General features: G+C 56.7%; 13 protein-coding genes. 4 read left to right on the top strand and 9 right to left on the bottom strand.

The genetic code is table 11. The annotated features are described in order from the left end of the window. The first annotated feature begins 1 nt into the window (after position 1). Both QPL94_RS00920 and QPL94_RS00925 read left to right on the top strand, forming a co-directional pair. Entirely contained in the window at positions 2-442 is a 441-nt protein-coding gene (locus QPL94_RS00920) for a universal stress protein (RefSeq protein ID WP_285354905.1), read from the top strand. A gap of 32 nt (positions 443-474) precedes the next feature. Continuing rightward, positions 475-1,887 (top strand): alanine/glycine:cation symporter family protein, encoded by a 1,413-nt coding sequence (locus QPL94_RS00925; RefSeq protein WP_285354906.1) that lies wholly within the window; start codon positions 475-477, stop codon positions 1,885-1,887. Here the strand turns inward: QPL94_RS00925 and QPL94_RS00930 are convergent. The 7 genes from QPL94_RS00930 to QPL94_RS00960 all read right to left on the bottom strand — a co-directional run bounded on the left by QPL94_RS00930 (position 1,884) and on the right by QPL94_RS00960 (position 10,961). Further along, positions 1,884-4,169 (bottom strand): sensor domain-containing diguanylate cyclase, encoded by a 2,286-nt coding sequence (locus tag QPL94_RS00930; protein WP_285354907.1) that lies wholly within the window; start codon positions 4,167-4,169, stop codon positions 1,884-1,886. The genes QPL94_RS00925 and QPL94_RS00930 overlap by 4 nt on opposite strands. Positions 4,170-4,333: 164 nt before the next feature. Next, positions 4,334-5,377 (bottom strand): ABC transporter substrate-binding protein, encoded by a 1,044-nt coding sequence (locus QPL94_RS00935; RefSeq protein ID WP_285354908.1) that lies wholly within the window; start codon positions 5,375-5,377, stop codon positions 4,334-4,336. Further along, complete coding sequence (potC, locus tag QPL94_RS00940; protein ID WP_285354909.1) at positions 5,374-6,144, bottom strand: spermidine/putrescine ABC transporter permease PotC; 771 nt, start codon at positions 6,142-6,144, stop codon at positions 5,374-5,376. The genes QPL94_RS00935 and potC overlap by 4 nt, the downstream gene beginning before the upstream one ends. Continuing rightward, positions 6,141-7,001: a spermidine/putrescine ABC transporter permease PotB gene (gene potB, locus QPL94_RS00945; RefSeq protein WP_285354910.1), complete on the bottom strand. Its 861-nt coding sequence runs from the start codon at positions 6,999-7,001 to the stop codon at positions 6,141-6,143. The genes potC and potB overlap by 4 nt, the downstream gene beginning before the upstream one ends. Next, positions 6,994-8,115 (bottom strand): spermidine/putrescine ABC transporter ATP-binding protein PotA, encoded by a 1,122-nt coding sequence (gene potA, locus QPL94_RS00950; RefSeq protein ID WP_285354911.1) that lies wholly within the window; start codon positions 8,113-8,115, stop codon positions 6,994-6,996. Before potA ends, potB begins: the two co-directional genes overlap by 8 nt. Further along, on the bottom strand, positions 8,112-9,182 hold the full coding sequence (locus QPL94_RS00955) for a TRAP transporter substrate-binding protein (protein ID WP_285354913.1): 1,071 nt from the start codon (positions 9,180-9,182) through the stop codon (positions 8,112-8,114). The genes potA and QPL94_RS00955 overlap by 4 nt, the downstream gene beginning before the upstream one ends. Before the next feature lie 102 nt (positions 9,183-9,284). Then, positions 9,285-10,961 carry a methyl-accepting chemotaxis protein gene (locus QPL94_RS00960; RefSeq protein ID WP_285354915.1) on the bottom strand — a complete coding sequence of 559 codons (1,677 nt, stop codon included), beginning with the start codon at positions 10,959-10,961 and terminating at the stop codon, positions 9,285-9,287. Between the two features lie 229 nt (positions 10,962-11,190). Between QPL94_RS00960 and QPL94_RS00965 the strand changes: the two genes are divergently transcribed. Together QPL94_RS00965 and QPL94_RS00970 are read left to right on the top strand one after the other, a co-directional pair. Then, entirely contained in the window at positions 11,191-12,570 is a 1,380-nt protein-coding gene (locus tag QPL94_RS00965; protein WP_285354917.1) for a CHAD domain-containing protein, read from the top strand. Next, the gene (locus tag QPL94_RS00970; protein ID WP_285354918.1) at positions 12,551-12,904 is read left to right on the top strand and encodes a thiol-disulfide oxidoreductase DCC family protein; all 354 of its coding nucleotides are present in this window, start codon (positions 12,551-12,553) and stop codon (positions 12,902-12,904) included. The genes QPL94_RS00965 and QPL94_RS00970 overlap by 20 nt, the downstream gene beginning before the upstream one ends. A gap of 4 nt (positions 12,905-12,908) precedes the next feature. On the opposite strand, the gene QPL94_RS00975 is transcribed toward QPL94_RS00970, so the two are convergent. Both QPL94_RS00975 and rarD read right to left on the bottom strand, forming a co-directional pair. Then, positions 12,909-13,514 carry an outer membrane beta-barrel protein gene (locus QPL94_RS00975; RefSeq protein ID WP_285354919.1) on the bottom strand — a complete coding sequence of 202 codons (606 nt, stop codon included), beginning with the start codon at positions 13,512-13,514 and terminating at the stop codon, positions 12,909-12,911. A gap of 145 nt (positions 13,515-13,659) precedes the next feature. Beyond that, complete coding sequence (rarD, locus tag QPL94_RS00980) at positions 13,660-14,550, bottom strand: EamA family transporter RarD (RefSeq protein ID WP_285354920.1); 891 nt, start codon at positions 14,548-14,550, stop codon at positions 13,660-13,662. Positions 14,551-14,553: the final 3 nt, after the last annotated feature.

Raw genomic sequence — 14,553 nt, forward strand, 5'->3', positions numbered from 1 at the left:
CATGTTCAAAAAAATCCTCGTGGCCGTTGACGGTTCCAAGTCGTCCTTCAAGGCCATGGATAAGGCCATTGAACTGCAGAAGCTTATGGATACCGAGATCTATCTGCTCTGCGTCTATAAGCATCACAGCCTGTTTGAGGCATCCATGTCGATTGAGCGCCCCGAGGGTATGGATATTCCTGACCAGGCGTTATCGGAATACGCCAAGGACATCGTCAACCATGCCAAGGAAAAAGCAAAAGAGATGGGTGCGGTGAAAGTCCGGGGGTTCGTCAAGGCCGGGCGGCCCTCCAGCGTTATCGTCAAGTTTGCCCAGGAAAAAGACGTGGACCTGATTGTGCTCGGCACCCGGGGCACTCACAGCGACAAGGACGGCATGCTGCTTGGCAGCGTGTCGCACCGCGTCGCCTCCAAGGCGAAGTGCCCGGTGCTGGTCGTTTAAGGAAAAGGAAGACAACCGTTTAAGGACGAACAATGACCACTATCGTGGATTTTCTGAACTCCATACTCTGGGGTTATGTTCTGGTTTATGGCCTGTTAGGTGTTGGTGTCTTTTTCACCATTCGCCTGGGCTTTCTGCAATTCGTCAATTTTGGTGAAATGATCCGGGCCATCCGCGGCTCCCGGGAGAGCGATGTCCATGGCATCTCTCCGTTCCAGGCCCTGTGCACCAGTCTGGCCTCGCGAGTGGGCACGGGTAACCTCGCCGGTGTCGCGGTCGCGCTCTATCTCGGCGGCGCCGGTGCCATCTTCTGGATGTGGATGGTGGCGCTGGTGGGTATGGCAACCGGCTACGCGGAAAGCACACTGGCGCAGCTCTATAAAGTGCGTGACGGTAAAGGGCAATACCGGGGCGGCCCGGCGGTTTACATCACCAAAGGCCTCAAGGCTCCCTGGGCCGGCAGTATCTTTGCCGTCTGCCTGATTATTTCCTTTGGGCTGGTCTTCAACGCCGTACAGGCCAATTCCATCGCCGATGCCATGGAGGGTGCCTTTGGCGTGCCCAAACTCTGGGTCGGTATCGTAATCGCCATTCTGGCGGGTGCCGTTATTTTTGGCGGGCTGCGCTCTATCGTGCGTTTCGCGGAGCTGGTGGTGCCGCTGATGGCTGGCATTTACGTCCTGATTGCGCTGGTTATTATGGCGATCAATATCACCGAAGTGCCGGGCGTGCTGGCCACCATTGTGAAGAGCGCGTTCGGACTGGAAGAAGCCGCCGGTGGCGCTGCCGGCTCCATTACCGCCGCTATGCTCAACGGCATCAAGCGCGGCCTTTTTTCCAATGAGGCCGGCATGGGCTCTGCCCCCAACATTGCGGCAACCGCCACGCCAGCACCCCATCACCCTTCTTCCCAGGGCCTGGTTCAGGCATTCGGTGTTTTCATCGACACTATCGTTATCTGTACCGCCACAGCGGTAATGATCCTGTTGTCCGGCGTTATGGAACCGGGGTCCGGCATTACCGGAACCCAGCTGACCCAGGATGCCATGCAAAGCCATATCGGAGAATCCGGCGCCTACTTTATCGCCATCGCAATCCTGTTCTTTGCTTTCACCTCGATCGTTGCCAACTACACCTATGCGGAAAATGCGCTGATTCACCTCGGCGGCGACAATAACATTGCCATCACGATGCTGCGCATGGCGGTGCTCGGGATGGTGATATGGGGCGGTTACGAAGCAGTGGTAACGGTTTTCAATGCAGCCGACGCGTCTATGGGCCTGATGGCCACCATCAATCTGGTTGCGATCGTGATGCTATCCGGCACCGTGGTCAAGCTCACCAAAGACTACCTTGCCCAACGCAAACAGGGCGGTGTGCCACATTTCAAGTCAAAGGACTACCCGGAACTGCACGAGAAGATAGACAGCAATATCTGGCACTAGCTCCCGGGATCGGACACCTCCACCCTGTCCCGCCCGGCCGCCTTGGCCCGATAAAGTGCCCGATCGGCAAGCCCCAGCAGGCTATCCGGGGATTTGCTGCATTCGGGCCAGCTTGCAACACCTACCGAGATAGTGACATGGCCCAGGTCGGTACCACCGTGCTCTACGGGCATCGACCGGATCGCCCGGGCAAGCTCCGCTGCCTTGTCACAGGCGGCTTGGGCACTGGAGCCAGCCATGATAATGACGAATTCCTCGCCGCCAAAGCGGCACACCACATCACTGTCGCGGAAGTGCCTGGCCAATCTGTCCGCTACCGCTTTCAGGGCCGAGTCGCCGGCTTCGTGACCATGGGTATCGTTGAACTGTTTGAAGAGATCAATATCCACAATCAGCAAGGACAGTGGCTGATCACTCCTCAGGGCAACCGCGGACTCGTGCTCGAACAATTGATCGAAGTAGCGGCGGTTCTTCAGCCCGGTCAGCGCGTCTTCATAGGAGTATTTATGCAATTCCTCCCGCAAGCCAATGCTTGAAAGCGCAATGCCGATTTTCTGGAGCCCCTGGCTCAGTGCCTGAAATAGCCTGGCAGCACCGTAATCCGTGCTTTCTCCAGCGAATTCCTCCGGCACCTCGACGAACAACAAAGCCATGGTTATCTGCCCTTCTGTTGCCGACTGGATATTAATCCAAAGGCACAGGGAGCCATTCACATCTTCTTGCCACTCAGACCAGGACTGGCCGGAGTCGGCACTGTAACGGGCTGGAATCTGATTCTGGGGCGGTGGACCATCGGGGGTTTCGATCCGGGCAGGCGATTCTGGTTCCCCCGCGTAGCCCCAGCGTGTGAGCAACACGTAGGCCCTGCCGTCATCGACCCTCTGGTAAAGTCTTCCTCTGAGAGGGCTGCAGAGATCCGGAAGCCGGCGCGCCATAACAGGGAATGTCTGGTTCAGGGTAATGCAATCCTGTAACTCCGCAATGATGTCATTGAGAACGCGGGTTTTCTCATTCTCGAAAGTCAGCAACCGAACCCTGGCTTGTTCAAGACGAGCGAGGGCCTCTGCCTTTTCCGTTCGCTCAGCAACCTGCTGCTCAAGCGACAGGTTTAACTGGTGCAACGCCTGCTGGGTGCGGGCATAGTGCCACAGTGAAATCAGCACCACCGCCAATGAGAATATCAGCGTGCCCCAACTGACCGGCACCCGCCACCAGGGGAGAAAGCCATGAGCGACCGCCATATCCACCACCAGCAGGCTGCAGAATATGCCGTAGGCGGCGAGTATGACTTGCTGCTCAATCCGAAGGTCACGAAAGCGCCTGACCACGACAACAGCGATCGTGACAAGGGAGGCCAGTAGCAGTGCATCGAATGGCGGGAATGTGGATGACAGGTCCACAGCCCCTGTTAAGGCCAACCCGATGGCGGCAACCACATACACCAGGTGTATTTTCCACACCAGGTTGATCAGCCACGGGCGGTGTTCCGAAAACCACTGCTCCAGCAACAACGCCATTGCCACCGGCAACATATAATAGGAACCGGCCGCCAGATAATCCCAGGCCAGAGGAGACTCCCAAAGCAGCTGGCTTGCCTGACTTTCCGACAGTAGCATCAGCGCAGACGACAAAGAGAACAAAGCAATGCTGCCGAAGCTCTTTTTCTCGGTCTGAAGCAGGGCAAAAATCAGGGACAACAACGCAATCAGCGCTGAAAAACCGGCAATAACCAGCGCATCAAGGGAGTTTTCGAGGATAAACAGCACAAGGTCTGGGCGGTTCATGATGGAGACTTCGCCCCACAGACCTATATCGGTGTAATCCGAGAAGACACGGAAGTAAATCTGCTTGCCCTCGAACCCCTCCGGCAGGGGAATGGCATGCCAGGGCCAGCCCTCGAATCGCCCCTTGCCCTCATGATCAAACGTACCGTACTGGTAGATATTCTCGCCATCCAGCCAGACCTGAACGATCAGATCCACGCTGAATATGTACAGCAAGGGTTCCTGCCATTCGCCGCCGGGCAAAGCAATCCGATACCAGACATGTTCACGCCCATTACGCCCCGGGGGATTGGACGGAAAACCGATGGCCTGCCATTGATCCGGCTCGTCTACCTGTGTCCATTCCGGAATGCCGTCTTCAGTAAACGGCGAATCACCCCAGCGATATTCCCAGCCCTCTTCCAGGTCAACGGCGGCCTTAGCCGCCTGCGCTCCGAAAAAGCTCAGGATAACGAGGAGGATCAGGCTTCCGACCTGTGGGGGGGACAGCTTCTGCATACAGTACGGCGCCTGTCGCTTGAGGATACAGTGCTTGTATTATAGAACACCCGTGCCATTAAACTCTCTCAAGGGCACGATAAACTCAAGCCTTAATTGCGCCGGTCAGCAATCATTTTCATGACCCGGAGCATCAACTTCGGGGTACTTCCCGGGAAAAACAGTTACTGCCCGGACTTCAGCATTTCCCAGTACCTGGTGTACACCTGCATGGCGTCATCGCCCACGTCTTTCTGGAATTCGGCGTTGGTGAGATCCTCTGCTGTTGGATAGCTGGTGCGGTCATTGGCGACTTCGTCGCTCAACAATTCACGGGCAGCAAGATTGGGCGTGGCATAGCCAATGTCCTCACTGATCAGCGCGGAAATCTCCGGCTGCATCACGAAGTTGATGAACTGGTGAGCGGCGTCCGGATTCCCCGCGTTCTTGGGAATCACAAAGCTGTCCAGCCAGACAATGGTGCCCTCTTCCGGATAGACGTATTTCAGTGAGGGCATGTCTTCCTTGCCCATGACGGCTTCACCGTTCCAGATCATGCCGATATCGGTTTCACCTTCCAGGTAGGGCATCCTTGGGGCGTCCGAGTTGAAGGTGCGTACCGAGGGCATCAGCTCGGTCAGTTTTTCGTAGGCTTCCCTGATCTCATCCGGGTCGGTGCTGTTGCCGGAGTAACCGAGAACCCGCAGACCGATGTGGAAAACCTCACGCATGTCGTTGGTAAGCATCACGCGGCCTTCGTATTTCTCATTCCAGAGGTCTTCCCACGCCGTTACTTCGCTGCCATCGACATCGTTGGCATCATAGGCCAGGCCCGTGGTGCCCCAGAGGTAGGGAACGCTGTATTCGTTATCAGGGTCGATCTCCAGGTTTGTCAGCTCGGGGTCCAGCTTCTCAAAGCCTTCTATCTTATCGTGATCAATTTTCTCCAGCAGACCTTCCTTACGCATTTTGTTGACGTAATAGGTGGACGGCAACGCCAGGTCGTAATCCCCGCTTTCGTCCAGCAGCTTGAGCCGCGCGTACATGGCTTCGTTACTGTCATAGGTGGTGTAAACCACCTGGATACCGGTTTCTTCCTCGAAGCGGTCCAATACCTCCTGAGGCATGTATTCAGACCAGTTGTACAGATTCAGTACGTTTGGTTCCTCCTGGGAACTGCATCCGGTCAGAGTCGCAATCACCAGGCCTGCCAGCGCCAGTTTCTTCATCGTTTGCTCCTTGTCAGTATCCATTGGGACAGCATCAACATGGTCAGGGAAAATACCAGTAACAGGGTACCCAAAGCATTGACTTCGGGTTTCAGACCCACACGCACCATAGAGTAGATGCGTAAGGGCAGAATTTCATAGCTGGGGCCACTCACGAACGTACTGACCACCACATCATCCAGAGACAATGTGAAACCCAGCAGCCAGCCGGCCAGCAACGCCGGCATGATCACCGGAATCAGTACCGTGCGGGTCATGGTGAAATCATTGGCCCCCAGATCCCGGGCCGCTTCGGGCAGGCTTTCATCAAAGCCACTGAGCCTGGCCATAACGGTTATCACCACAAACGGCAGGCAGAAGGTTACGTGTGCCAACAGCAGTGAGACGAATCCGAGTTGCAGACCCACCAACAGGAACAGCGCCAGCAGTGAAATAGCCAGCACAATTTCAGGCGACATCATCACCACAAACAGCATGCCCCGCAGCATGCGCTTGCCACGAAAACGATAACGATGAAGGGCCAGCGCCGTCAGTGCACCAATAAACGTCGACACCGTGGCAGCTGTCAGTGCCAGAAACAGGGAATTCCACATGGCCTGCACCATGGCGTGATTGTTGAACAGCGACTCATACCACTCGAGACTGAGCCCGCCCCAGCGATAGCCAGTACGGGAACTGTTGAAGGAAAACACTACCAGCACCAGGATTGGCAGATAAAGCAACACATACACCAGGGTGAGGTAGGTTTTCGGCAGCCAGCGGGTCACGTCGGCACCTCCTCACCCAGCCGCCGCTGGCTGAGCTTGTGGGCAAACAGCAATACCGCCATGGCCACCGTGAGCAGAATGCTGGCAGCTGCGCCGAAGGGCCAGTCACGGGCATCCAGGAACTGGTTCTTGATAACGTTGCCCACCAGCAGATTGCGGGAGCCGCCCAGTATGTCCGCCACAAAAAACAGGCCCATGGCCGGCAGCAGCACCAGCATCACGCCTGCCAATACACCGGGCAGGGTCAACGGAATGGTTACGTGCAGGAAGGTGGACAGCTTGCCTGCCCCCAGATCGTGTGAGGCCATCAACAGCTCCTGCCTGAGATCATCAAACACGGAATACAGCGGCAGGATCATGAATGGCAGCAACAGGTAAACCAGCCCGATAATCACCGCGCCTTCGGTGTAGAGCATTTTCAATGGCTCGTCGATAATCCCCATCCCCATCAGCACATTGTTGATCAGACCGTTGGTGGCCAGCAGCAGTTTCAGGGCGTAGGTGCGCACCAGGGAATTGGTCCAGAAGGGAACGATCAACAGGAAAATCAGCAGGGTCTGGCGCTGCTTGCCCAGGCCAGACAGAGCCCAGGCAAAGGGATAGCCGATCAGCAGGCAGAAAAAGGTGGTTACTCCCGCCATATAGAGGGAGCTGAGGAAGACATCCAGGTACAGGGTATCAAACAGTTGCCGGTAACTGTCCAGATTCAGTGGCAGCGAGAGGAAGGTGCCCGGATCCCGGGTCATCACACTGGCACCCACTACCAGCAGATTGGGGGTGAGCACAAGGAGCAGAAGCCAGCCCCAGACCAGAATCAGCACAGCAGTCTTGAAGGGCTGCTGAAGCACTCTATGCATCCGTGGCCAGCCCTTCCGCCTCTTCGTTCACCAGTTCCACCGGTAGTAACCACTCCCAGCCATCCACCCAGCTGACCCTTACCGGCTCACCCAGTTTATAATCGAAGGTGGGGTCGTCCTCATCAAAGAATTCGCTGGCCAGCACCTCAGTGCCATCTTCCAGGTGAATCACCGAGTCCAGCGTGCTGCCCTTGTAGTTGCGCTCCACGATCTTTCCGGCCAGACCGTGATCATCCTCGGGAGCAAGCACGCGAATATCTTCGGGGCGCAGCAGCACATTGACCTGCTCACCATTACGGACATCGAAAGGCGGTTTCTGCAGGGTACGGCGCAGGCCCAGGATGTCGACCGTAATGGCATCCTCAGCCACAGACGCAAGATAACCGGGAAACAGGTTGGTTTCGCCCACGAACCGCGCTGTGAAGAGGTTGGCGGGCCGCTCGTAGATTTCCCGGGGTGTGCCCAGTTGCTGAATCTCTCCGTCTTTCAGTACCACCACCCGGTCTGACATCGACAGGGCTTCTTCCTGGTCATGGGTGACGAACACGAAGGTGATCCCCAATTCCCGCTGCAGGCGCTTCAGTTCCACCTGCATGGTACGGCGCAGCTTGTAGTCCAGGGCAGACAGCGGTTCGTCCAGCAACAACAGTTGCGGCCGCTTGACCACGGCGCGGGCAATAGCCACCCGTTGCTGCTGGCCGCCGGATAACTGGTGTGGCTTGCGGTGGGCGAAGTCCTGCAACTGCACCATCGCCAGCACGTCGTCCACGCGCTGACGGATTTCATCCTTTGGCCGCTTCTCCATTTTCAGGCCGTAGGCGACGTTGTCGTACACTGGCATGTGGGGAAACAGCGCGTAATTCTGGAATACGGTATTGAGGGGGCGATGCTCTGGGGCAGCATGGGTTATATCGTGGCCTGACAGGATCACCGATCCGGTATCCGGCTGCTCGAAGCCGGCCATCAGCCGCAGAAGTGTGGTTTTACCGCAGCCGGATGGTCCCAGCAACGTGATGAACTCGCCGTCCAGAATGTCCAGATCCAGCGAGTTCAGCACGGTTTTGCCGTCGAACGCCTTGGAGACGTTCTTCAGCGAGAGGAGCGCTTCCTTCATTCACTCGAAACGCTGTTCAGGTAGGCCTTGTCGGAAATATTCGTCCACTGGCGAACCTGTTGCAGGTAGTCGTGTTGTGAGGTGATGATCTCCTTTGCCAGTTCATCCTTCTGTGCTGCTTCCGCCAGCAGTTTGTCGGTCGCCTCTCGCAGCGCCTCAATGACTTCCGGTGGGAACGTCTTGTGAGTTACGTCCGGATAGTCTTCCTTCATGCGATCCCAGGCTATACCACTTTCATGGGTGCTTTGGATATACATGTCATAGGCGGCGGTGCGCATGGAAACCCGCAGGATTTCCTGCAGTTCAGGCGGGAGCTTGTTCCAGGTTTTCTCGTTGATCAGGAACTGCACTTCCGCGCCCGGCTCCTGCCAGCCCGAGTAGTAGTATTTGGCAATCTGGTGGAAACCCATCTGGAAATCGAGTGCCGGGCCTACCCACTCCAGAGCATCGATGGTGCCTCTTTCCAGCGCGCTGTACAGCTCACCCGGCGGGATGTTGGTCACTGCAACACCCACTTCAGACATCACCTCGCCGGCAAATCCGGGTGTACGCATTTTCAGACCTTCAAGGTCTTCCACGGTTTCAATTTCCTCGCGGAACCAGCCACCCATCTGGTTGCCGGTGTTACCGCCCGGGAACGACAGCAGCCCATGGGGCTGGTAGACCTTTTGCATCAGCTCCATGCCGCCACCGTGGTAGAACCAGGCGTACTGCTCAGGCGCGATCATTCCGAAAGGCACAGTAGTGAAGTACATGGCGTTGGGAATCGAGCCCTTGTAGTAGTAGGACGCGGTGTGCCCCATGTCGTACTGGCCCGCTTTCACCATGTCGAAGATGCCGAATGGCGCCTTGTGCTTGTTGGAGGAATCAATGCGGAACTTCAGCCGGCCACCGGACATTTTCTCGGCCATGGCCGCCATGTTGCGCGGTGTTTCGCCCAGGATCGGGGAGTTGGGACCCCAGGTTTCTGCCAGGCGGATAGTGTAGGTTTCCTGTGCCAGCAGTGATGTGCTTGTCAAAGACAGCATCAAAGCCAGGGCGGTCAGGAGGGGTTTGAAAGAAAACATAAGCGAGCCCTTTTCCGTTATTATTGGAGTTGGAACATACGGCTCACATCATAGCTTGCTGGCCGGCTGACGCCAATCGTCAACCGGCCATTCGCAAAGGTTTTATACTTTGAACTGCCCCACCAGATCCCGCAGGCTCTCACCCAGCCGCGCTAGCTCGTGGCTGGCTTCGTTGGTCTGGGTCACGCCGGTATCGCTGCGTTGAGCGGCATCCACAATACGCACCACGTTCTGATTGATTTCCTCGGCCACCTGGCTTTGCTGCTCAGCCGCCGTGGCAATCTGGGTGACCTGGTCGTGGATATGGCCTACGGATTTCTCGATGGTCCGCAAGGCATCCGTGGCGTGATTGATCCGCTCAACCGTTTCAGTGGAACGGGTGCGGGAGGCGTCCATCCGCTCAACGGCGGCGCGGGACTCGGTCACGAAGCCATCGATCATGCCACGAATCTGGTCTGCGGATTCCGCGCTGCGCTTGGCCAACTGCCGTACCTCATCGGCAACTACCGAGAAACCACGGCCATGCTCGCCGGCACGCGCAGCTTCAATGGCGGCATTGAGTGCCAGCAGGTTGGTCTGGTCGGTAACCGCGTGGATCACATCCAGCACCTGGGTAATCTCGTCGGTTTTTTCGGCCAGGTTACTGATGCGGGTAGAGCTGGCATCAATTTCTTCCGACAACTGATTCACGGAAGACTGCGCATTGGCAATAGTCTCGCCACCATCCCGCGCCAGCTTGTCGGCATCGGAAGCGGCACTTTCCACTTCGTTGGCATTGCCGGAGATCTGCTGAATGGTCGCGGCCATTTCGTTGATGGCCGAGGCAATCTGGTCGGTCTCCGAGCCCTGCTCCTGAACCGAGGCCCGGGTTTCCGTGGCAACCCGGCTGAGCTCTTCCGCCGCGGAGGCAACCTGATCGGTCGTCGCCCCCACTTCCCGAATGGTGTCCTGGATTTTCACGATAAAGGCATTGAATCGGCGGCCCAGCTCCGCCAGTTCGTCGTTCCCTTCATCTGGCAGGCGGTGGCGGAGATCACCCTCACCCTCGGCAATGTCCTTCATCAGGGCAATGACCCTGTTCAGCGGGTTGGTGACGGTGCGGCCAACGAAGATGCCGATTAACAGGGCAAAAATCACCACGATTACGGTGACCAGTACAATAAAGCTCAGAGTCTGCGCCATCTCTTCTTCAATATTGGCGCGAGCGGCAGACACCACTCTCTCGACATCGGTAACATAAACCCCGGTACCAATCATCCAGTCCCACTCCGGAATGAGAACGGAATAAGACACTTTTGGTTCCACATCACCGGATTCGGGATTAGGCCAGTCATAGCCGAAAAAGCCCTCTGCTTCGGCGGCATCAAACAGTGACCGCACCAGCTTTTGGACATCAGGATTGGTAGTGGCGCCTTCCCTTGAAGGATCAGGGGCGTAGGCGAGATTTTCCAGGTCACGGGCGTACGCAAACACATAGTTGCCGCCCTCAAAGCTGATCGAACGTAGGCGGTTGCGCGCTTCCTCCCGAGCCTCAGCATCTGAAAAATCCGGATTGTTCTTTGCCTCCATAACTACAGAACGTGCTGTGTCTACCAGGTTTTTCAAACCCTCTTTGCGCGCCTCCAGCAGACTGGCCTCCAGTCGCTCAAGCTCGGCCTCGCCCCCACTCTTTATCTGGGCAACGGTAATCCAGGCAAGGGTCGCCGCCGTAATCAATACCGGGACGAGAACGCCCAGCAACAGACGGGAACGAATGCGTAGCCGGCTCAGTAGGTTCATTGGTTATTACTCCGAAAAATGTTGGATACTCTGCGCAATTATCCACAATGGTGCGCCCGGGTGTGTTCCAGTTTGTAAAACGTATGTAAACAGGCAGGCCACATCCTTGTACTTCCATGACGCAATTCGTTAACGTCCCGGCACTTCGTGTATAAAGGGTTATCGGCCAATAGCTGAAGGGCTTGAACCGGATTTAGACGAAAGGCCTGGCTCCTGCTCAGAGGCGCGGATGAAATACCTGTATCTGATTCGACATGCCAAATCGAGCTGGGCCGATGACAGCCTCGATGATCGCCAGCGCCCGCTGAACAGCAGGGGGCGAAAACAGCTTGGCCCCATGAGCAAAGCTGTGCGTGCAGCCGGCGTTCTGGCTGGTCCTATCTTCTGTAGTAATGCGACCCGTGCGCAGCAGACCCTGGATGGCCTGATTCCGGGAGATTTGCGCCGGATCACTTACGTAGAACCTGCGCTCTACACTTTTAACCACAAGGCGCTGATTGACTGGCTACGGGAGCGGCAGGAAGAGGAGAGCATCACCCTGATTGGCCACAACCCCGCCCTGGAAGAGCTGGCGGACTACCTGCTGAAACAGGCGCCGGAAAGTTTCCCGACATGCGGCTTCATGCAGATCGCACTGCCGGTAAAAAACTGGCACAAGCTGGCGCGGAACAAAGGCCGGCTGGAGCAGTTCCTTACGCCCAAAGATGTCAGTTATGAGCAATTCAACCGCAAGCGCCTGAAGCTCCCGGGCAACGAAGACACACCCCTGACCCGACACATCCCCGAAACACTGCAACACCAGTACCAGCGCATACGGGATCTCGAAACCGGGGTTATCCGGGGCTTTGATGACGAGTTCCTGCACCAGTACCGCATAGCCATCCGCCGCAGCCGCGCCATCGCAGAATCTGTCAGCGAAATCAGCGGTGACTCTGATCTCCGTAAAGCGGTCAAGGTACTGAAAAGGCATGCCAAGGCCACCAGCCAGCTCAGAGACCTGCATGTATTCCTTGCGGACCTGGAACGGTGGCAGCTGAAAGCAGGTACACAATCGGCGTTGGTTAGCTCAGGCGCCAGGAGCCATTTCGCCAACCTGGCAGACGCTGAGCACCGCGCGCTCGCCAAGCGAATGGCCGGCAAGAAATACCGCAAGGACATGGACAGCTGGCACCAGCTCATCACATCTCGCCACTTTGAAAAAATTACCCGGAAACTGACAACGGCAGACATCCGGAAAGCGCTGAACAAGCGTATAACCCGATACAACACGCTAACGCAGCAACTGAGCAAGCACGCACCAGACGAGGACTATCATAGCCTGCGGAAACTGCTGAAACGCATACGCTACCTGGCCGAGCTGGACAAACCTGCGTTCCGGGAAATGCTCAAACAACTGAAACATCGCCAACAACGATTCGGTGATTTTCAGGATCTGCACGTGCAGATCGACATGCTGACGTCCTTTCGCAACGGCATCGCCACCGAACCCGACATGCTTGAGCCCGTCGCAGGACTGAATGACCTGATAGCAGGCCTGGCGGCCGCAAAGACCAGCGTGCGAAATGACATACTGACCCTTGGAGGTATTGATGGACACCCTGTTCTATGACGGCCAGTGCCCTTTGTGTGCAAAGGAAATCGGTACCCTGAGGAAATTGCAGCGGGGGGATCTTGTGTTCGCGGATATCCACGCCCAGCAGAACCGCAAGGGTATGCTGCCAGATCGGGAAGCGCTGCTACGCCGGCTCCACCTGCTGACCGGTAACGGCCACTGGGTGATTGGCCTGCCCGCCAACGTGCGCGCCTGGTCTCACACCCGCCTTGGCTTCTTTTTCAAGCCATTACTCTGGCCGGTCATTTACCCCGTTGCAGAGCGCATCTACGAAAGCTGGGCGGACAAACGCTACGATCGGAAATACGCCTGCGGGACCTGTGAGGTGTAACTATCTAGAACCGGTACTCAGGGCCAGCCGAGAACACATGAATGTCGGATTCGAAGTTCTCGACATCCCCTATGTTATCGCCAATGTTCCGGAGATAATCCCATTCCAGACGCAAACCCAGAGACTTGGTGATGTCTGCCTTGAGGCCCACCCCGGTGCGGAATGAAATACCACGCTCCGAGTCACTGGCGCTGCCAAAACCCGTGAGAGACGCGCTCACATCCTGTTGCCAGAACTGCACACCCGCCTTGGCAAACAGCTGGAACATTCCGAATCTGGGAGTGAAAACCAGCAACGAACCATCGAACATGTGGTAGCTGGCATCGATCGAGGCGCTCATGCCCGGAATGGAGGCGCTGGCAGACACATCATCGATGTAGCGGTAGCCACCTTCGAACGCCAACTGCTCGTCCAGGAAACCGCCCCCGTACAGGCGGCCCGTTGTCGCTGTATCATCACAACCAGACCCGAGGCCTTCGCAAAAATCTTTCACTTCTGCCTGGCCCAAAGAGAAACCTGCATAGACATACTCGGCGGCTGCATTGCCGGAAACACCTGAAAACACGCCAGCAACAAACACGCACGACAAAACCCTGCTTGCCTTCAACATACTGATTTCCTTGTGTACGGGGAATGATTCTCTCAGGGTCGGAGATGGTACACGTCGAGGACGGAACAATGGCGCCAACATCAGGAGGTTTTACAGGGTTTTGCAAAAAACGTGGCTGAAGGGCGGCAAGCACACAGCAGGCATACTACACAGTGCGTTCACGCCCAGCCCAGGCCGACCAGGAATAGAGCCCCAGTGCCACCCAGATCATCACGAAGCTCAACAGTTTTTCCCCGCTCATGGGCTCGTCAAACACGAACAGCGCGATAAAGAACTGTAGCGTGGGGTTGATGTACATAAGAAAGCCCACGGTGGCCAGTCGTAACCGGCGGGCGGCGCCGGCAAAGAACAGCAGCGGGATAGCGGTGACCATACCGCTGGAGATCAGCAGCAATGTGATGGTTGAACTGTCACTGAAATGGGACTGGCCGGCAGAGCCCAACCATGCGAGTGCCAGCAGGCTGACAGGCAGCAGCAGCAAGGTTTCCACGAACAGGCCCGACAGGCCATCAAGCTCTACCTGTTTGCGCAGCAAGCCGTAGGTACCGAAACTGAAGGCCAGCACCAGGGTTATCCAGGGCACCAGGCCCAGAAGGAATAACTGGTACAGAATGGCGATGGCGGCCAATGCAACGGCCACAACCTGCAAGCGGGAGATAGTCTCTCTCAATACCAGCATGCCCAGGCCCACATTCACCAGCGGCGTGAGGAAGTAACCGAGGCTGGCCTGGAGTACGTGGCGGGTTTCCACAGCGTAGATGTAGACACCCCAGTTCACCGCAATGAATACCGCACACCCGAGTACAAAGCCGAGTTTCTTGGGACGTGCCAATGCCGCTGTTATCGGCTGCCAGCGCTTGAGAATGGTCACCACAACAGCCAGAAAAACGCAGGACCAGATAACCCGGTGAATCAGCACTTCGTACGAGGGCACCCCTGCGAACAGGGCAAAGTACAGCGGAAAGCAGCCCCAGATAGTATAGGCGGAAAGGCCGTACAAGACGCCTTTGGTGGCTTCGGGTGTGGCTGTTTTCATAGC

The sequence above is a fragment of the Marinobacter sp. SS13-12 genome (assembly GCF_030227115.1).
GTDB lineage: Bacteria > Pseudomonadota > Gammaproteobacteria > Pseudomonadales > Oleiphilaceae > Marinobacter.